Source organism: Pseudomonas sp. LB-090624 (assembly GCF_003205205.1).
GTDB lineage: Bacteria > Pseudomonadota > Gammaproteobacteria > Pseudomonadales > Pseudomonadaceae > Aquipseudomonas.
In genome coordinates this window covers 23,059-40,268 of the sequence record NZ_QJRL01000025.1, presented here as the reverse complement: position 1 = coordinate 40,268, position 17,210 = coordinate 23,059, and the positions used below count along the sequence as shown (strand labels likewise).

19 protein-coding genes are annotated in these 17,210 nt (G+C 61.4%); 7 read left to right on the top strand and 12 right to left on the bottom strand.

The features are described 5' to 3' along the window. Positions 1–83 precede the first annotated feature (83 nt). A complete protein-coding gene (locus DMX11_RS20035) occupies positions 84–683 on the top strand; it encodes a Yip1 family protein (RefSeq protein ID WP_003252385.1) in 600 nt (199 codons plus the stop codon). Positions 684–814: 131 nt separating this feature from the next. Further along, complete coding sequence (locus DMX11_RS20030; protein WP_110746082.1) at positions 815–1,309, top strand: SprT family zinc-dependent metalloprotease; 495 nt, start codon at positions 815–817, stop codon at positions 1,307–1,309. Positions 1,310–1,495: 186 nt separating this feature from the next. On the opposite strand, the gene fpr is transcribed toward DMX11_RS20030, so the two are convergent. Beyond that, on the bottom strand, positions 1,496–2,275 hold the full coding sequence (fpr, locus tag DMX11_RS20025) for a ferredoxin-NADP reductase (protein ID WP_016501130.1): 780 nt from the start codon (positions 2,273–2,275) through the stop codon (positions 1,496–1,498). A gap of 120 nt (positions 2,276–2,395) precedes the next feature. Here fpr and finR point away from each other — a divergent pair, with 120 nt between their 5' ends. Then, positions 2,396–3,322 carry a LysR family transcriptional regulator FinR gene (gene finR / locus DMX11_RS20020; RefSeq protein WP_110746081.1) on the top strand — a complete coding sequence of 309 codons (927 nt, stop codon included), beginning with the start codon at positions 2,396–2,398 and terminating at the stop codon, positions 3,320–3,322. Here finR and DMX11_RS20015 read toward each other — a convergent pair. From DMX11_RS20015 to DMX11_RS20005, 3 genes are all read right to left on the bottom strand, one after another. Continuing rightward, positions 3,319–3,684: a diacylglycerol kinase gene (locus DMX11_RS20015; RefSeq protein WP_010952700.1), complete on the bottom strand. Its 366-nt coding sequence runs from the start codon at positions 3,682–3,684 to the stop codon at positions 3,319–3,321. The genes finR and DMX11_RS20015 overlap by 4 nt on opposite strands. Before the next feature lie 73 nt (positions 3,685–3,757). After that, positions 3,758–4,408, bottom strand: coding sequence for a response regulator transcription factor ErdR (gene erdR / locus DMX11_RS20010; RefSeq protein WP_110746080.1), 651 nt, complete (start codon positions 4,406–4,408; stop codon positions 3,758–3,760). 178 nt (positions 4,409–4,586) lie between these two features. Continuing rightward, on the bottom strand, positions 4,587–5,297 hold the full coding sequence (locus tag DMX11_RS20005; RefSeq protein WP_110746079.1) for a tRNA-uridine aminocarboxypropyltransferase: 711 nt from the start codon (positions 5,295–5,297) through the stop codon (positions 4,587–4,589). 218 nt (positions 5,298–5,515) lie between these two features. Here DMX11_RS20005 and DMX11_RS20000 point away from each other — a divergent pair, with 218 nt between their 5' ends. Continuing rightward, complete coding sequence (locus DMX11_RS20000) at positions 5,516–5,935, top strand: quorum-sensing-regulated virulence factor family protein (RefSeq protein ID WP_110746078.1); 420 nt, start codon at positions 5,516–5,518, stop codon at positions 5,933–5,935. Between the two features lie 14 nt (positions 5,936–5,949). On the opposite strand, the gene DMX11_RS19995 is transcribed toward DMX11_RS20000, so the two are convergent. After that, positions 5,950–6,159, bottom strand: a complete 210-nt coding sequence (locus DMX11_RS19995; protein WP_110746077.1) for a hypothetical protein — start codon at positions 6,157–6,159, stop codon at positions 5,950–5,952. Between the two features lie 160 nt (positions 6,160–6,319). On the opposite strand from DMX11_RS19995, the gene DMX11_RS19990 reads away from it, so the two are divergent. Further along, on the top strand, positions 6,320–7,438 hold the full coding sequence (locus DMX11_RS19990; protein WP_110746076.1) for an LOG family protein: 1,119 nt from the start codon (positions 6,320–6,322) through the stop codon (positions 7,436–7,438). A 195-nt stretch (positions 7,439–7,633) separates the two neighbouring features. Here DMX11_RS19990 and recX read toward each other — a convergent pair whose 3' ends face one another. The 4 genes from recX to DMX11_RS19970 form a co-directional block, all read right to left on the bottom strand. Next, positions 7,634–8,104: a recombination regulator RecX gene (gene recX / locus DMX11_RS19985; protein WP_110746075.1), complete on the bottom strand. Its 471-nt coding sequence runs from the start codon at positions 8,102–8,104 to the stop codon at positions 7,634–7,636. Positions 8,105–8,125: 21 nt separating this feature from the next. Beyond that, complete coding sequence (gene recA, locus DMX11_RS19980) at positions 8,126–9,193, bottom strand: recombinase RecA (protein ID WP_110746074.1); 1,068 nt, start codon at positions 9,191–9,193, stop codon at positions 8,126–8,128. Positions 9,194–9,296: 103 nt separating this feature from the next. Further along, complete coding sequence (locus DMX11_RS19975) at positions 9,297–9,779, bottom strand: CinA family protein (protein WP_110746073.1); 483 nt, start codon at positions 9,777–9,779, stop codon at positions 9,297–9,299. Positions 9,780–9,873: 94 nt separating this feature from the next. Continuing rightward, a complete protein-coding gene (locus DMX11_RS19970) occupies positions 9,874–10,527 on the bottom strand; it encodes a hypothetical protein (protein ID WP_110746072.1) in 654 nt (217 codons plus the stop codon). A gap of 240 nt (positions 10,528–10,767) precedes the next feature. Here DMX11_RS19970 and mutS point away from each other — a divergent pair, with 240 nt between their 5' ends. After that, a complete protein-coding gene (mutS, locus tag DMX11_RS19965; protein ID WP_110746121.1) occupies positions 10,768–13,341 on the top strand; it encodes a DNA mismatch repair protein MutS in 2,574 nt (857 codons plus the stop codon). Positions 13,342–13,481: 140 nt separating this feature from the next. Continuing rightward, on the top strand, positions 13,482–13,805 hold the full coding sequence (gene fdxA / locus DMX11_RS19960; RefSeq protein WP_003252355.1) for a ferredoxin FdxA: 324 nt from the start codon (positions 13,482–13,484) through the stop codon (positions 13,803–13,805). Positions 13,806–14,344: 539 nt separating this feature from the next. Here fdxA and rpoS read toward each other — a convergent pair. The 3 genes from rpoS to DMX11_RS19945 form a co-directional block, all read right to left on the bottom strand. Beyond that, positions 14,345–15,352 carry an RNA polymerase sigma factor RpoS gene (rpoS, locus tag DMX11_RS19955; protein ID WP_003252351.1) on the bottom strand — a complete coding sequence of 336 codons (1,008 nt, stop codon included), beginning with the start codon at positions 15,350–15,352 and terminating at the stop codon, positions 14,345–14,347. 108 nt (positions 15,353–15,460) lie between these two features. Further along, on the bottom strand, positions 15,461–16,318 hold the full coding sequence (locus tag DMX11_RS19950; RefSeq protein WP_110746071.1) for a peptidoglycan DD-metalloendopeptidase family protein: 858 nt from the start codon (positions 16,316–16,318) through the stop codon (positions 15,461–15,463). 222 nt (positions 16,319–16,540) lie between these two features. Continuing rightward, on the bottom strand, positions 16,541–17,179 hold the full coding sequence (locus tag DMX11_RS19945; protein WP_162241111.1) for a protein-L-isoaspartate(D-aspartate) O-methyltransferase: 639 nt from the start codon (positions 17,177–17,179) through the stop codon (positions 16,541–16,543). Positions 17,180–17,210 lie beyond the last annotated feature (31 nt).

Below are 17,210 nucleotides of genomic sequence, written 5' to 3'. Positions count from 1 at the left end.
TTACCGCTTGCATCGGTGTTCGGGCCTCGGGCCGCTTGCGCTCCATCTGGGGGGCGTTTGGCAACATTGAGAGGAGTGACGGCATGATCCATCACGTTGTGGGGCTGTTTACCCATCCCGACCAGGAATGGCGGGAGATTCGTGGCGAAGAAGAAACCATCAGCCACATGTACCTGACACACACCCTCATCCTGGCGGCGATCCCCGCCGTTTCCGCGTTTATCGGCACCACACAGGTCGGCTGGGTGATCGGCGACCGGCCAGCAGTGATGCTGACCATGGAAAGCGCCATCTGGATGAGCATCATGTCGTACCTGGCGATGCTCGCCGGGGTGGCCGTGATGGGGGCGTTCATCCACTGGATGGCTCGCACCTACGACGCCAACCCGTCCATGGCGCAGTGCATTGCCTTTGCTACCTACACCGCCACACCGCTGTTCATCGGCGGCCTGGCGGCACTGTACCCGCATCTGTGGCTGGGCATGCTGATCGGCACTGCCGCCATCTGCTACACGGTGTACCTGCTGTATGTCGGCTTGCCGACGTTCATGAACATACCCTCTGACGAAGGCTTCCTCTTCTCCAGCTCGGTGCTGGCAGTAGGCCTTGTGGTACTGGTGGCGATCATGGCTGCCACGGTGATCATCTGGGGACTGGGCGTGGGGCCCGTCTACACCAACTAGAACAGACTGAACCAACACTGGGGCATCAACCAGGGGCCGCCGCAAGGCGGCCTCTGGCTGTGCGCTGACCGGTGGCTCGGCAAGCCGCCCGCGGTTACGGCATAATGCCCGGTCAGGAGAACCACCCCGCCATGCCCGAGCTGCTCCGACAACGCGTCGAAACCTGTTACCAGCAAGCCGAAACCTTTTTCAAGCGCCCCTTCCCGCGCCCGGAAGTCAGCTTCAAGCTGCGCGGGCAAAAAGCCGGGGTCGCTCACCTGCACGAGAACCTGCTGCGCTTCAACCTGCAGCTGTACCGCGAAAACCAGGATGACTTCCTGCGCCAGACCGTCGCCCATGAAGTGGCACACCTCATCGCCCACCAATTGTTCGGTGACCGTATTCAGGCCCATGGCGAGGAATGGCAGTTGATCATGCGCGGGGTGTACGAACTGCCGCCCAACCGTTGCCACAACTACGAGGTGCAACGGCGCGTGGTCACCCGCTATATCTACCGATGCCCTTGCCCGCAAAGCGACTTCCCGTTCACCGCCCAACGGCACAAGCTGGTGCACCAGGGGCGGCGTTACCTGTGCAAGCGCTGCCGGGAGATTCTGGTGTACAGCGGTGAGACGCGCGTCGAATAGAGTGTGTATTGCCGGTGCAGGCCCTTTCGCGGGGCAGCCCGCTACCTCAGGGATAACGCTGGATCCTGGGAATTGATGCCCTTGTGAAAGCGGGCTTGCCCCGCGAAAGGGCCGCTGCAACCACTCGACAACTATCAGGCATAAGAAAGGCGACCCGAGGGTCGCCTTGCTGTACCTGCCCGCGCCTTACTTCTCGACGAAGGCACGCTCGATCAGGTAGTCACCCGGCTCGCGCATGCGGGCAGAGACTTTCAGGCCGAAGCTGTCCAGTACTTCGCTGGTCTCGTCGAGCATGCTTGGGCTGCCGCAGATCATCGCGCGGTCGTCCTGCGGGTTGATCGGTGGCAGGCCGATGTCACTGAACAGCTTGCCGCTGCGCATCAGGTCGGTCAGGCGGCCCTGGTTCTCGAACGGCTCACGGGTGACGGTCGGGTAGTAGATCAGCTTGTCGCGCACCGATTCACCGAAGAACTCGTTCTGCGGCAGGTGCTCGGTGATGAACTCGCGGTAGGCCACTTCGTTCACATAGCGCACACCATGCACCAGGATCACTTTTTCGAAGCGCTCGTAGGTTTCCGGGTCCTGGATGACGCTCATGAACGGCGCCAGGCCAGTGCCGGTGCTCAGCAGGTAGAGGTGCTTGCCCGGGTTCAGGTCATCGAGGACCAGGGTGCCGGTAGGCTTCTTGCTGATGATGATCTCATCGCCTTCCTTCAAGTGCTGCAGCTGCGAGGTCAGCGGGCCGTCCGGCACCTTGATGCTGAAGAACTCCAGGTGCTCTTCCCAGTTCGGCGAAGCGATGGAGTACGCACGCATGAGCGGACGGCCGCTTTCCTGCTGCAGGCCGATCATCACGAACTGACCGTTCTCGAAGCGCAAGCCCGGGTCGCGGGTGCACTTGAAGCTGAACAGGGTGTCGTTCCAGTGGTGCACACTGAGGACACGTTCGTGGTTCATGTTGCTCATTGATGGGGCTCCTGAAGAAAAACGCAGCGCGTGCAACACGCACAGTTGCGCGATAGTTTAGGGGCAGCGACAATATCTGTTAACTGGATTATCAAGATATGTGTTATCGGTTATATCGATATGCGATTTACACTTCGTCAACTGCAAGTCTTCGTCGCCGTGGCCCAGCATCAAAGCGTCTCCCGGGCCGCCAGCCTGCTGGCGTTGTCGCAGTCGGCCGCCAGCACTTCGATCACCGAACTGGAGCGCCAATCGAGTTGCCAGCTGTTTGACCGTGCCGGCAAACGACTGGCCCTCAATGCCCTGGGCCATCAACTGCTGCCCCAGGCGGTAGCCTTGCTCGATCAGGCCAAGGAAATCGAAGACTTGCTCAACGGCAAGTCCGGGTTCGGTTCCCTGGCGGTCGGCGCCACCCTGACCATTGGCAACTACCTGGCCACCTTGTTGATCGGCAGCTTCATGCAGACGCACCCCGAAAGCCAGGTAAAGCTGCATGTACAGAACACTGCGCATATCGTGCAGCAGGTTGCCCATTACGAAATTGATCTGGGTCTAATCGAAGGCGACTGCAACCACCCCGACCTGGAAGTCCAGCCATGGGTCGAGGACGAACTGGTGGTGTTCTGCGCACCACAGCACCCGCTGGCCAGGCTGGGCCGCGCCGATATCGAAAGCCTGTCGCAAGAAGCATGGATCCTGCGAGAACAAGGTTCGGGCACGCGCCTGACCTTCGACCAAGCCATGCGCCATCATCGCGCCAACCTCAACATCCGCCTGGAACTGGAACACACCGAGGCGATCAAGCGCGCGGTCGAGTCAGGGCTTGGAATCGGCTGCATTTCACGACTGGCCTTGCGCGACGCTTTTCGCCGGGGCAGCCTGGTGCCGGTAGAAACTCCGGAGCTAGACCTGATGCGCCAGTTCTACTTCATCTGGCACAAGCAGAAATACCAAACCTCTGCCATGCGCGAATTTCTCGAACTCTGCCGCAACTTCACTGCGGGCTTTACCCGCAGCGACGAAATCGTGCTGCCGCCGATCGCTTAAAGCAGGATCACGCCCCATACCAGCGCCACCATGGTCAGTGCCACCAGCTGTGCGGCGCTGCCCATGTCCTTGGCGTTCTTCGACAGTGGGTGGCGCTCCAGCGAAATGCGGTCGATGGCGGCCTCCACGGCCGAATTGAACAGCTCGACAATCAGCCCCAGCAGGCACACGGCAATCATGATCGCCCGCTCCGCGCGGCTAACCGGCAGCCAGAAGGCAATCGGGATCAGCAGCACGTTGAGCAGTACCAGCTGGCGGAATGCTGCCTCGCCCTTAAAGGCCGCGCGCAGGCCGTCCAGCGAGTAGCCAGCGGCGTTGAAGATACGTTTCAGGCCGGTCTGGCCCTTGAATGGCGATGTCATGTGAGTCACTTCACAACGGAAAGGCCAGCAGACTAGACCGGCCCGGGTAAAAAAAGCGTGAAGCCGCAAGCAGTCAGTTGCTGGCAACCGATTCAAGTTGTTGCAACAGCAGTGCAGCCTGAGTCCGGGTACGCACGCCCAGCTTACGGAATATCGCCGTCACGTGCGCCTTGATGGTGGCTTCCGACACGTTCAGCTCATAAGCGATCTGCTTGTTCAACAGGCCTTCGCAGACCATGGTCAGCACCCGGAACTGCTGCGGCGTGAGGCTCGCCAGGCCTTCGCTGGCAGCCTTGGCTTCGGCCGAGACATCGACCTTTTCGAACGCTTGCGGCGGCCACCAGACTTCGCCGTCGAGCACTTTGCGTACAGCATCCTGGATCACTTCCAGGGGGCTGGACTTGGGAATGAACCCACTGGCGCCAAATTCCCGGGACTTGACCACCACGGCGGCTTCTTCCTGCGCCGAAACCATCACTACCGGAATCTGCGGGTATTGCCCGCGCAGCAGCACCAGCCCGGAAAAACCGTAGGCACCCGGCATGTTCAAGTCCAGCAGCACCAGGTCCCAGTCGGCTTTTTCGCTCAACCGGACTTCCAGTTCGGCAATGCTCGCAACTTCGACCAGGCGCACATCCGGGCCCAGGCCGAGGGTAACGGCCTGGCGCAGGGCGCCACGGAACAGTGGGTGGTCATCGGCAATCAGGATTTCGTAAGTGGCCATCGATCTAAGGATCCTGTTCTGTGCCAGGCACTCGGGGGTTGGGGAAGTGCACGGCGGGGAATCGGCGCCAAGGATGCCGAGCACGGTCAAGGATGGTCAAGCCAACGCCCTGCCGTCTCGCCCACCCTGGCTGCCAGCTCCGTCATTATGAACCAAAGCAGGGGCTATGCCCCTTGGACTATAGGAAGGTATGCAAACGCTGGTGAGTGTCATCCTGATCGTCCAGCGGCAGGCGCCGCTTGCCGCTCAGGTAATGCAGGCTGAACACATCCAGGTAGGCATCCAGCGCCTGCGAAGCCCGGCTATCGCCGGCAAGGTCCAGGCACATGGCTGCGACTTCGGCCGTGCAGAAGTGATCGTCGCGCTTGGAGCGGCGCAGGCGGTAGCGCGACATCTGTTCAGCTTGCAGGCTCAACACCGGAAAACGGTCCAGGTACGGGCTTTTGCGGAACATCTTGCGTGCTTCGGTCCAGGTGGCATCCAGCAGGATGAACAGCGGGCGTTTGCCCGGCATGCGCACCACCTCGCTGACCACCCGCTCCTGGGCGACGAACTCGCCCGGGAACACGATATAGGGCTGCCACTGCGGGTCGTCGAGCAACGCCAGCAAACGCTCGTCAACCGAAGTGCGCAGCCAGCCGAACGCCGAGGTATCTTCGATCAGGTCGGCAATCAGCCAGCCGGTGTTGGTTGGCTTGAGCGGCTCGGTGTCGTGCATCAGCAGGCACATGCCAGCGTCGGCCTGCACCCGAGGCTTCCAGGCGCACAGGCAATGGGTGGCAATTACCCGACAATCCGGGCAGCGCTCGGCACGTGATCCACGGGCGATGAAAGGCTTGTTGCTGCGGGCCAGGCGTTCGGCACGCAGGCGCGCTACCGCATGGCTCATGCCGGCAGGCCTCTGGACAGGTTGGAAATGGGCACAAGGATGACTCTGGAAAAACAAGGGGATCAGTCTATCAGAACAGCGGGCAATTGCTGTGCAGGCGGCAGGCCGGTCTTTATAATCGGATGTTTTCCGTGCTGGGCCTGCAGGCCCGCACGATTCTACGGAACGCCGTCGACGGGCGCATGTCAAAGCGCCAGTCATCGAACCAGGAGAGATTCATGCTGCGCCTTATCGCCCCCGCCCTGAGCCTGTTGCTCACCCTGCCCTTGGCAGCCCAGGCGGCTTCCAAGCAGGATTACGACCTGAACAAGATGCTCGAAAAAGTCGCCAAAGAGAGCAGCGTCGGCACCCCGCGCGCGATAAACGAAGACATTCTCGACCAGGGCTACACCGTGGAAGGCAAGGCGCTGGTCAATCACCTGAGCGTGCGCCAGAGCCATGCCGAGCGCATGCAGGCCAACCCTGAACAGGTGCGCAGCCAATTGGGCGACAGCGTGTGCCGCAACAGCGGCTTCCGCAATCTCATGTCCAAAGGCGCAGTGATGGTCTACCGCTTCACGGTCTACAAGACCAACCAGCCCATCATGGATCAGGCTTTCGACAATGCCAGCTGCGTAGCCGGTAACAAGAAGAAGTAAGCACTGGGTCGCACTCACTCCTTCTCGTCTTCACGGGCGCGCCAGTGCCCTTCGGCGGCTTCGGCACGCATCTCGGCCAATAGCGCTTGCAAGTAGCGCGACTGGCACTCCAGCCCTGCCAGCCTGCGCTGGCACTCGGCCTCCAGGCTCAGGTGATGCACCTGGGCCGCACTTTCCAGCTGCTGCAAGAGTTGCCGGTCCACTTCGATGATCAAGCGATGCATACCGCCACCTCCCGCATCGACACGTTTCGCTTTACCAGTTAACCAAACCCGTACCGCCGTTGGCCGCATGCCGACGGGCGGCGCCGCCAAACTACCCGGCACAATTGGTCGCGAGGGTCTAGATTGAGGTCAGAGGTATTGGTGCATAAGGAGACGTTGCATGCCTTACCAATCGAACGAACAGCTGTTCAGCCACTTCCGCGACAACAACATCGACCTGAGCCACATCGATGCACAACTGCAACTGGTAGCACCCGATAGCCCCAACCTGCCGCTGTACCGCGACATGATATTGACCATCCTGCGCATGGCCCACGACGACAGCGACCGCTGGAGCGCCAAGATAACCCTGCAGGCCCTGCGCGAACTGGATCATTCGTTCCGCGCCCTGCAGCGTTACAAGGGCCGGCGCAAGGTGACCGTGTTCGGGTCGGCACGCACCCCGCTGGAACACCCGATGTACGCTTTGGCCCGCGAACTCGGCGCCTGCCTGGCACGTTCCGAGCTGATGGTCATCACCGGTGCCGGCGGCGGCATCATGGCGGCTGCCCACGAAGGTGCTGGCAGCGCGCACAGCCTGGGCTTCAACATCACCCTGCCCTTCGAACAGCACGCCAACCCGACTGTGGATGGCACCGACAAACTGCTACCGTTCCATTTCTTCTTCATCCGCAAGCTGTTCTTCGTCAAGGAAGCCGATGCCCTGGTGCTTTGCCCGGGCGGTTTCGGCACCCTCGATGAGGCGCTGGAGGTGCTGACCCTGATCCAGACCGGCAAGAGCCCGCTGGTGCCGGTGGTGCTGCTCGACTCACCGGGCGGCAGCTTCTGGCGTGACTGCCTGGACTTCATCAGCCGCCAGTTGGAAGAAAACCGCTACATTCTGCCCACCGACCTGAAGCTGGTGCGCCTGGTGCACAGCGCTGACGAGGCGGTTGAGGAAATCAACCAGTTCTACAGCAACTACCACTCCAGCCGCTGGCTGAAGAGCCAGTTCGTGATCCGCATGCACCATGCGCTGAGCGAGGCAGCGTTGTATGACATACAGGAAGGTTTTGCCGATTTGCGTCTGAGCGGCAAATATCACCAGCAACCGGATAGCAGCGCCGAGCATGAGGTAGGCAACTACAGCCACCTGACCCGTTTGTCATTCGCCTTCAATGGCCGCGACCAAGGGCGGTTGCGCGAGCTGGTGGATTTCATCAACCTGCCGGAGAACTGGGCCAAGCCGCAGCCCATGCATACCACACAGCGAGCCAGGGAGGCGCTGAAGGTCAATTGATGGCCCTTGCCAGCCAATCGCCCTCACGGGGAATCGCGACGCCCTGTGCAAGCGCCAATGCGTCACGACAGGACTGCAAAGCGGCCCAACCATCATGCAGTGCCGCTGAGATTCCGGCGCTGCCAGCCAGCCCTGTCGCGACACAAGGCCACACAAGGATTGCAACAGCATCGGGATTCCAAGCAGCACGGGCGGTCAGTAATCGTCCAGATCACGCCCGTTCAGCAGCCGACCGATCATGTCCATGGGGAACCCACGGTAAGCCAGAAAGCGGGTTTGCTGAGCACGGCTACGCGGATCCTGCGGGCGTTGACCGGCAAATTTGCGCTGCCAAACATCACGCAGGCGCTCAGCCCAATTCACCTCGCTTTCGCGAAGCGCCTGTTCAATGTCGGAACGCGCCAAACCGCGCTGACCAAGCTCTTCGCGAATACGCGCAGGCCCATAGCCAGACCCAGAACGGTAGCGGATAAAACTTTCAAGGTAGCGGGCTTCACTCAGTAGCCCCTCTTCGGTAAGCCGGTCGAGCTCAGGCTCGATCAGCTCATCCGAAGCGCCGCGCTGACGCAACTTGCGCGTCAGCTCGACGCGACCATGCTCACGTCGCGCAAGCAGGTCCATGGCTGTCCGCCGGATGGCGACGGGAGTGTCGAGTACGGCGGACATGTTCAGCTATCTACCGCGCAATCAATAACCGGCGTCAGCATCGGCCATGTCGTCGGCATCGGCTTCGGCAGCAGCAGCCTTGCCAGCCTCAGCAACGGCACCCGCCTTCAGCAGCTTGTCACGAATCTGCTTCTCGATCTCGGCGCCGATAGCCGGGTTCTCAGCCAGGTACTTGGCAGCGTTGGCTTTACCTTGGCCGATCTTGTTGCCCTGATAGGCATACCAGGCACCGGACTTCTCGACCAGGCCCTGAGATACACCGAGGTCAATGATCTCACCGTTACGGTAGATACCCTTGCCGTAGAGAATCTGGAACTCGGCCTGACGGAACGGAGGCGAAACCTTGTTCTTGACGATCTTGACGCGGGTTTCGCTGCCGACCACTTCGTCGCCTTCCTTGACCGCGCCGGTACGGCGGATGTCCAGACGGACCGAGGCGTAGAACTTCAGGGCGTTACCACCGGTGGTGGTTTCCGGGCTACCGAACATCACGCCAATCTTCATACGGATCTGGTTGATGAAGATGACCAGGCAGTTGGCGTTCTTGATGTTACCAGTGATCTTGCGCAGCGCCTGGGACATCAGGCGAGCCTGCAGGCCCACGTGCATGTCACCCATTTCGCCTTCGATCTCGGCCTTTGGTACCAAAGCGGCAACGGAGTCGACGATGATCACGTCAACGGCGTTGGAGCGCACCAGCATGTCGGTGATTTCCAGGGCCTGCTCGCCAGTGTCCGGCTGCGAAACCAGCAGGTCGTCGACGTTGACGCCCAACTTGCCGGCGTATTCAGGATCGAGGGCGTGTTCGGCGTCGACGAAGGCGCAGGTGGCACCGTTCTTCTGGGCTTCGGCGATGACCGACAGGGTCAGCGTGGTTTTACCCGATGATTCCGGGCCGTAGATCTCGACGATACGGCCTTTTGGCAGCCCGCCGATGCCAAGCGCGATGTCCAGGCCCAGGGAGCCGGTGGAGATGGCCGGGATGCCTTGACGCTCCTGGTCACCCATGCGCATGACCGCGCCTTTACCGAATTGACGTTCGATCTGACCCAGGGCCGCAGCCAAGGCGCGCTTCTTGTTGTCGTCCATTGAAATCCTCACGTGTTCGACTTGGCCCTGACGGCCGGAATACCTGTATAAGTAGCCAGTATTATTCCACAGGCAGACGCCTGAGCAAACCCCTGTCGTCGATTTACTCGGCACCAAGCTGTAACAAGCCGTCTAACGCGGCGATCACCGTCTGTCGGCGCACCGCCTCGCGGTCACCGTCGAACTGGCGGCGCTCACTGAACACCCGGCTACCGTCGCCCCAGGCCAGCCACACTGTGCCCACCGGTTTGGCTGGCGAACCGCCGTCCGGGCCGGCCACGCCGCTCACCGCCACGGCGAAGCGCGCGCCGCTGGCTGCCTGGGCGCCGCGAACCATGGCCTCGACGACTTCCTGGCTGACCGCGCCCACCTCGCCGAACAGCGCCGGGGGCACGCCCAGCTGTCGGGTTTTCTGGGCGTTGGAGTAGGTCACGTAACCGGCCTCGAACCAGGCAGAGCTACCGGGCACACGGGTGATGGCTTCGGCGATCCCGCCGCCGGTGCAGGATTCGGCAGTGGTCACCTGAGCATTGAAACGGCGCAGGTGTTCACCCAGGCGGGTGGCAAGCGTGGTGATCGGGTCCATGCAGGGCTCCTTCAAGGCAAGCCTCTACCCTAGCATCTTGTGGGCGGGGGTGTTCGCCCGGAGGCATCGACACGACACTCCCCGGCCACACCCATCAGAAGTTCAGACGCAGCGCGGTGCGCCAGATGTTCTTCAGCGGCGAGCGACGGTGCTTGGCCCAATTACGCTCCCACCATTCGTCTTCATTACGTATGACCTGCTCCAGGTCACTGCCGGTCACTGCAGCTGCATGCTGCCGGTACATCATGGGGAACACGCAATGCTGGCGCATCTTGTGCTTCACGACCACATCCACGGGCGTGCCATCGTATGGCGTCTCTGCGAGGATTCGGCAGCCTTCGCGCGACAGCACGTAGGCATGCAGGGCGACCACCCGGCCTCTGGCGATGAACGGAAACCAGGTCAGCCATGTGCGCCCCATGGAGTAACCCAGGTGCAAGGCTTCGAAGGGTCGCGAGCGTATGAAGCGGTTTACCCAGTCGACCCGCGAAGGCTTGAAGGCATAGGCTTTGGCGTCATCTTCGAAAATCAGGATTCTTTCCAGTCCATCGTCAAGCGCGCGACGGGCCAGCTGTTGATGCGATTCATAGCATCCGCGCCTGGGATCACTGTGCTTCTCGACGACATGAAAGATGACGTCGTTGCCAAGCTGCCGCCCGATCGTGTCAGTGAACAGTTCGCGCCGGTCTGCGCGGGTATCGAGGGAAATACAGAAAACTGCGTCGACATCAAAACGTACTGCGCTCACTACACCGTCCCTGATGGTCAAAAAAAGTCCGCAATTCTCCACAGAGGCCCAATGATGTCAACACGCCTTCAGGGCAACCCAGCATGCGCCTGCCTGACAGGTTCTGCCTGCCAGGCAGCCGTGTTAACCTATGCGGCTTGAAAATCCGGTGGGTCTCGGCGTCGAGCATGCAACACAGAACGCCCCAAAATTGCCCCACAATATTGAGACCTACTTTCTAAGCCATTGATGAATAAAGCAATCTCTGATCTCTCCGCACACACCCCGATGATGCAGCAGTACTGGAAGCTGAAGCACCAGCACCCGGACCAGCTGATGTTCTATCGCATGGGCGACTTCTACGAAATCTTCTACGAAGATGCGAAAAAAGCCGCAAAACTGCTGGATATCACGCTGACTGCGCGCGGCCAATCGGCTGGCCAGTCCATCCCCATGTGCGGTATTCCGTTCCACTCGCTGGAGGGCTACCTGGCCAAATTGGTCAAGCTTGGCGAGTCGGTGGTCATCTGCGAGCAAATTGGGGACCCGGCGACCAGCAAAGGCCCGGTGGAGCGCCAGGTGGTGCGCATCATCACCCCCGGCACCGTCAGTGACGAAGCCCTGCTCGACGAACGCCGCGACAACCTGATTGCCGCGCTGCTAGGTGACGAGCGCCTGTTCGGCCTGGCGGTGCTGGATATCACCAGTGGCAACTTCAGCGTGCAGGAGATCAAGGGCTGGGAAAACCTGCTGGCCGAACTCGAACGCCTGAACCCGGTCGAGCTGCTGATCCCCGATGACTGGCCACGCGACCTGCCGGCCGAGAAGCGCCCGGGCGCCCGCCGCCGTGCACCGTGGGACTTCGACCGCGACTCTGCGCGCAAGGCCCTGTGCCAGCAGTTCGCAACCAAGGACCTGAAAGGCTTTGGCTGCGACAAGCTGACCCTGGCCATTGGCGCTGCGGGCTGCCTGCTGACTTATGCCAAAGAAACCCAGCGCACCGCCCTGCCGCACCTGCGCAGCTTGCGCCACGAGCGCCTCGACGACACGGTCATCCTCGATGGCGCCAGCCGGCGCAACCTGGAACTGGACGTCAACCTGGCCGGCGGGCGTGACAACACCCTGCAATCGGTAGTGGACCGTTGCCAGACCGCCATGGCCAGCCGCTTGCTGAGCCGCTGGCTGAACCGCCCGCTGCGCGACCTCAAGGTGCTGCAGGCGCGCCAGGACTCGATCCGCTGCATGCTCGACGGCTATCGCTTCGAAAAGCTGCAGCCGCAGTTGAAGGAAATCGGCGACATCGAGCGCATCCTCGCCCGTATCGGCCTGCGCAATGCCCGCCCCCGTGACCTGGCGCGCCTGCGCGATGCGCTGGGCGCGTTGCCCGAGCTGCAAAACGCCATGACCGAGCTGGAGGCACCGCACCTGGCGCGCCTGGCCGCCATCACCGGCACCTACCCGGAGCTGGCCAGTCTGCTGGAGCGGGCGATCATCGACAACCCGCCAGCGGTGATCCGCGATGGCGGCGTGCTCAAGGCCGGTTACGACAACGAACTGGACGACCTGCTGGCGATCAGCGAGAACGCCGGCCAGTTCCTGATCGACCTGGAAGCCCGGGAAAAAGCCCGTACCGGCCTGGCCAACCTCAAGGTCGGCTACAACCGCGTGCACGGCTACTTCATCGAGTTGCCGACCAAGCAGGCCGAGCAGGCGCCAGGCGACTACATCCGCCGCCAGACCCTCAAAGGCGCCGAGCGCTTCATCACCCCCGAGCTGAAGGCGTTCGAGGACAAGGCATTGTCGGCCAAAAGCCGCGCCCTGGCCCGCGAGAAGATGCTCTACGACGCGCTGCTGGAAACCCTGATCAGCCACCTGGCGCCGCTGCAGGACAGCGCCGCCGCCCTGGCCGAACTGGATGTGCTCAGCAACCTGGCCGAGCGCGCGCTGAACCTCGACCTGAACTGCCCGCGCTTCGTCGACGAGCCTTGCCTGCGCATCGAGCAGGGCCGCCACCCGGTGGTGGAACAGGTACTGACCACGCCGTTCGTGGCCAACGACCTGGGCCTGGACAACAGCACGCGCATGCTGATCATCACCGGCCCTAACATGGGCGGTAAATCGACCTACATGCGCCAGACAGCACTTATCGTGCTTCTGGCCCATATCGGCAGTTTCGTGCCCGCAGCCAGCTGCGAGCTGTCGCTGGTCGACCGCATCTTCACCCGCATCGGCTCCAGCGACGACCTGGCCGGCGGCCGCTCGACCTTCATGGTCGAGATGAGCGAAACCGCCAACATCCTGCACAACGCCACCGACCGCAGCCTGGTGCTGATGGACGAAGTGGGCCGCGGCACCAGCACCTTCGACGGCCTGTCGCTGGCCTGGGCCGCCGCCGAGCGCCTGGCCCAGCTACGTGCCTATACGCTGTTCGCCACCCACTACTTCGAGCTCACCGTGCTACCGGAGAGCGAGCCGCTGGTGGCCAACGTGCACCTGAACGCCACAGAGCACAATGAACGCATCGTGTTCCTGCACCATGTGCTACCCGGCCCTGCCAGCCAAAGCTACGGCCTGGCCGTTGCGCAGTTGGCCGGCGTGCCGACGGCAGTGATCCAGCGTGCCCGCGAACACCTTGGCCGGCTGGAAACCACCAGCCTGCCCCATGAGCAGCCTGCGGCCCACAAGGCCAAGGACGCGCCGCAAGTGCCGCACCAGAGCGACTTGTTCGCCAGCCTGCCTCATCCGGCCATCGAGAAGCTGGGTAAGCTGCAACTGGACGACATGACCCCGCGTCAAGCTATCGAAATGCTATATCAACTAAAGAACCTGTTATAACGGCGCCCATTACAAGCTGGTAGAATCCGCCGCGGTTTGCTGGTGCTGCAGGTTATTAGCCTGGCCTGCAGCCACATACCCGTAAACCGCGCGGCCCTGAGAGGAAGGGCCGCCGCCGTCGCCTGAGGAGAGAATTAGAAATGACCTTCGTCGTCACCGACAACTGCATCAAATGCAAATACACCGACTGCGTGGAAGTCTGTCCGGTGGACTGCTTCTACGAAGGCCCGAACTTCCTGGTCATCCACCCGGACGAGTGCATCGACTGCGCACTGTGCGAGCCGGAGTGCCCAGCGCAAGCCATCTTCTCGGAAGACGAAGTGCCTTCGGGCATGGAAAACTTCATCGAGCTGAACGCCGAGCTGGCGGAAATCTGGCCTAACATCACCGAGCGTAAGGACGCCCTCCCGGACGCTGAAGAGTGGGATGGCAAGCCTGGCAAGATTGCCGACCTGGAGCGCTGATAGCGCCCAGACGCGAAAAAGGCCCTTCGGGGCCTTTTTTGTTTTCCTGCGGGCAAAAAAAAGGGGCGGTTTGACCCGCCCACATTTTTTTCCGTAGTCCCTGCTTGTCCCAAACATCATCCTGATGAAATCGCTTCTTGCGATGTCCTTGGCCTTCATCCTGAAAGCCTGTGCATGTCCCTGTGCACAGTTCGAATACTAGCGGGTTCAGCCGGGCGAGCAAGGGATGGAGCTTGCAAAGTATTTCCGCGGACACATTTACTCACCGATGAATAAACCATGCTTTTCAACGGGTTGTGAAAATGCAGCCTTTGGAAACGACATTGATTTACCGAAGGTTGCATAAATAGCTTACACAACGAGTAAGCAAAGGCTTACACGCGGTGTTACTAGGGTAGCGCGGTACACATTTGATAGGTGGCTTGCCTGGCAGCCTCTGGGCGCTATGCGCCCCGAAAATCTGAACGGGACGTTCGCTTTTCTCGCCACGAACAAAAAAGCCCCGAGATCATCGGGGCGTTTTTTTGTTGCAGCGCTAGCTACTGGAACAATGACTCGCTGGACAGGCCATTCTTTTCAAGGATCTCGCGCAAGCGCTTGAGGCCTTCCACCTGGATTTGCCGCACGCGTTCACGGGTAAGGCCGATCTCCAGCCCAACATCCTCAAGGGTGCTGCTTTCATGCCCGCGCAGGCCAAAGCGGCGTACAACCACTTCGCGCTGCTTGTCGGTCAACTCGCCCAGCCACTGATCAATGCTCTGCGACAGGTCGTCATCCTGCAGCAGCTCGCACGGATCGGTCGGGCGGTCGTCGGTCAGGGTATCGAGCAGGGTCTTGTCCGAATCCGGGCCAAGCGACACGTCTACCGAAGACACCCGCTCGTTGAGCCCGAGCATGCGCTTGACCTCGGCGACCGGCTTTTCCAGCAAGGTGGCGATTTCTTCCGGCGAAGGCTCGTGGTCGAGTTTTTGCGTCAGCTCGCGCGCGGCGCGCAGGTAGACGTTCAGCTCCTTGACCACGTGGATTGGCAGGCGAATGGTACGGGTCTGGTTCATGATCGCCCGTTCGATGGTCTGGCGAATCCACCAGGTCGCATAGGTCGAGAAACGGAAACCGCGCTCCGGGTCGAACTTCTCGACCGCACGGATCAGCCCCAGGTTGCCCTCCTCGATCAGGTCGAGCAGCGACAGGCCACGGTTCACGTAACGACGGGCAATTTTCACAACCAGGCGCAGGTTGCTTTCGATCATGCGCTTGCGGCCGGCCGGGTCGCCTTTTTGCGACAGCCGTGCGAAGTGCACTTCCTCTTCCGGGGAAAGCAGTGGCGAGAAACCAATCTCGTTGAGGTACAACTGGGTGGCATCAAGCGCCCGGCTGTAATCGATGTACTTGTGTTGCTTGAGCGAAGAGCCTGACTTGGCCCTCGTCCGAACCGAAGATACAGCAGGTTCGTCTGACACCACATCCGTTTCCAAAACGATACCCGTCTCCATCAGGAGGACGTCATCGTCGATGTCAAACTCCGGCACTTCTTTACTGAGAGCCATTGTTATAGTCCTTTGCTGAGTTCGAACTCAGACTCGAGCGGCACCTTTATCCCTGGCAGCGCTTGAGCCTGTCCCCTCTACATCGCAGGAACAGGCCGGGTACAACGGTCAACGACGTGGCAGGAACTGGAGCGGATCGACGGGTTTGCCCTGGCGGCGAATCTCGAAATGCAGCTTCACCCGATCAGTGCCCGTGGACCCCATTTCAGCAATCGACTGCCCTGCCTTGACCTGCTGCCCCTCCCGAACCAACAGCCTGCGGTTATGGCCGTAGGCACTGACGTAGGTATCGCTGTGTTTGATGATGATCAGCTCGCCGTAGCCCCTTAAACCACTCCCGGCGTAAACCACCGCACCATCAGACGCAGCAAAAACAGGCTGTCCCAAATCACCGGCGATATCAATGCCTTTATTCAAACTACCGTTTGAAGCGAATTTTCCAATCAGCACGCCGTTGGCAGGCCAGGTCCAACCACCTACCGCGCGCTCTGCAGCGGGTACGGTAGCGACTACCGGGGCAGTGGTGGACGGCGCCGACGTGGCCGGTTTGCTGGGGTTGGCAGGCGCCGTGACAGTGCCGCCCACAGGCCGCCGCGTGACCGTGGTGCGGCTTGACGACGATGGGCTGGACACCACCGTGGTGCTACTGCCGGAACCGCTGCTGAAACGAATCGCCTGGCCCGGGCGAATGGTGTAGGGCGCGGCGATGCCGTTGCGTGCGGCCAGCTCCTTGTAGTCCCAGCCATAACGGAAGGCGATGGAGAAGAGGGTGTCGCCAGGCTTGACGATGTACTGCCCGGAAGTCACCGCCGGGCGCTTGGGCGCACTGTTGTTGCGGTCGACCACCCGCGCGCTGGTGCTGCTGGTGCTTGAGCAACCCACCAGTAGCGTGCCCATGGCCAATGCAATCACCAGAAGCTTGAAACCTGACCCGTCCTTGCGCTGCCGAATGACTGTGTGACCCACCCGCGCTCCCCTCATGGTGCCGAAAAACGATATGAAGACAAGAAATGCAATATTGTTGCAATTATAACCGAGCCAGCCAGTGTTGGCAGGCCGGTGGGAAAGGCTGTTGCAAAGCCCCGCTCCACGCGATGCGCTAGCGCTTCACCCCGCCAGATAGACAGGACGAAACTGCAGGAATTCGCCGACCGCGCAAAAATACCGCGAGACTCATGCCGGTATACCTCAGGCCAGCGGCCCATTGAGTAGCGGTACGAAACGCACGGCGCCCAACACGCGTCGAGAGAACCCATGCTCCTCGCGCACGATCAGCATCAGTTGCTGCGTTTCGCCAGCCGGCCCCACGGGGATGACCAGACGGCCACCGGGTGCCAACTGGTCGAGCAGTGCCTGCGGTACCTCCGGCGCCACGGCGGTGACGATGATGCCGTTGTAAGGCGCCAGCGCCGGCCAGCCTTCGCAACCGTCGCCCCAACGGAACACCACGTTGCGCAGGTTCAATTCCACCAGGCGTTCCTTGGCCCGGTCCTGCAGCACCTTGATGCGCTCCACCGAGAATACCCGCTCGACCAGTTGGGCCAGGATCGCCGTCTGGTACCCGGAACCGGTGCCAATCTCCAGCACCTTGTCCAGCGGCCCGGCCTCGAGCAGCAGCTCGCTCATGTGGGCAACCATGAACGGTTGCGAGATAGTCTGGTTGTGGCCGATCGGCAGCGCGGTGTCTTCGTAGGCGCGATGTGCCAGGGCTTCGTCGACGAACAGGTGGCGCGGGGTACGGCGGATCACGTCGAGCACCTTGGTGTTCGACACGCCCTCTTCGCACAGGCGCTGGATCAACCGCTCCCGGGTCCGCTGGGAAGTCATGCCGATGCCGCGCCGCAGCATATCGTCCTCG

What these genes read in the sequence shown, in the direction of transcription:
- DMX11_RS20005 (WP_110746079.1), bottom strand. Translation starts at nt 5,297, where the DNA reads ATGAGCCATGCGGTAGCGCGCCTGCGTGCCGAACGCCTGGCCCGCAGC.
- DMX11_RS19975 (WP_110746073.1), bottom strand. Translation starts at nt 9,779, where the DNA reads ATGGACCCGATCACCACGCTTGCCACCCGCCTGGGTGAACACCTGCGC.
- DMX11_RS19990 (WP_110746076.1), top strand. Translation starts at nt 6,320, where the DNA reads ATGCCTTACCAATCGAACGAACAGCTGTTCAGCCACTTCCGCGACAAC.
- DMX11_RS19945 (WP_162241111.1), bottom strand. Translation starts at nt 17,179, where the DNA reads ATGACTTCCCAGCGGACCCGGGAGCGGTTGATCCAGCGCCTGTGCGAA.
- recX (WP_110746075.1), bottom strand. Translation starts at nt 8,104, where the DNA reads ATGTCCGCCGTACTCGACACTCCCGTCGCCATCCGGCGGACAGCCATG.
- DMX11_RS19995 (WP_110746077.1), bottom strand. Translation starts at nt 6,159, where the DNA reads ATGCATCGCTTGATCATCGAAGTGGACCGGCAACTCTTGCAGCAGCTG.
- recA (WP_110746074.1), bottom strand. Translation starts at nt 9,193, where the DNA reads ATGGACGACAACAAGAAGCGCGCCTTGGCTGCGGCCCTGGGTCAGATC.
- fpr (WP_016501130.1), bottom strand. Translation starts at nt 2,275, where the DNA reads ATGAGCAACATGAACCACGAACGTGTCCTCAGTGTGCACCACTGGAAC.
- erdR (WP_110746080.1), bottom strand. Translation starts at nt 4,408, where the DNA reads ATGGCCACTTACGAAATCCTGATTGCCGATGACCACCCACTGTTCCGT.
- DMX11_RS20030 (WP_110746082.1), top strand. Translation starts at nt 815, where the DNA reads ATGCCCGAGCTGCTCCGACAACGCGTCGAAACCTGTTACCAGCAAGCC.
- DMX11_RS20000 (WP_110746078.1), top strand. Translation starts at nt 5,516, where the DNA reads ATGCTGCGCCTTATCGCCCCCGCCCTGAGCCTGTTGCTCACCCTGCCC.
- finR (WP_110746081.1), top strand. Translation starts at nt 2,396, where the DNA reads ATGCGATTTACACTTCGTCAACTGCAAGTCTTCGTCGCCGTGGCCCAG.
- DMX11_RS20015 (WP_010952700.1), bottom strand. Translation starts at nt 3,684, where the DNA reads ATGACATCGCCATTCAAGGGCCAGACCGGCCTGAAACGTATCTTCAAC.
- rpoS (WP_003252351.1), bottom strand. Translation starts at nt 15,352, where the DNA reads ATGGCTCTCAGTAAAGAAGTGCCGGAGTTTGACATCGACGATGACGTC.
- DMX11_RS20035 (WP_003252385.1), top strand. Translation starts at nt 84, where the DNA reads ATGATCCATCACGTTGTGGGGCTGTTTACCCATCCCGACCAGGAATGG.
- fdxA (WP_003252355.1), top strand. Translation starts at nt 13,482, where the DNA reads ATGACCTTCGTCGTCACCGACAACTGCATCAAATGCAAATACACCGAC.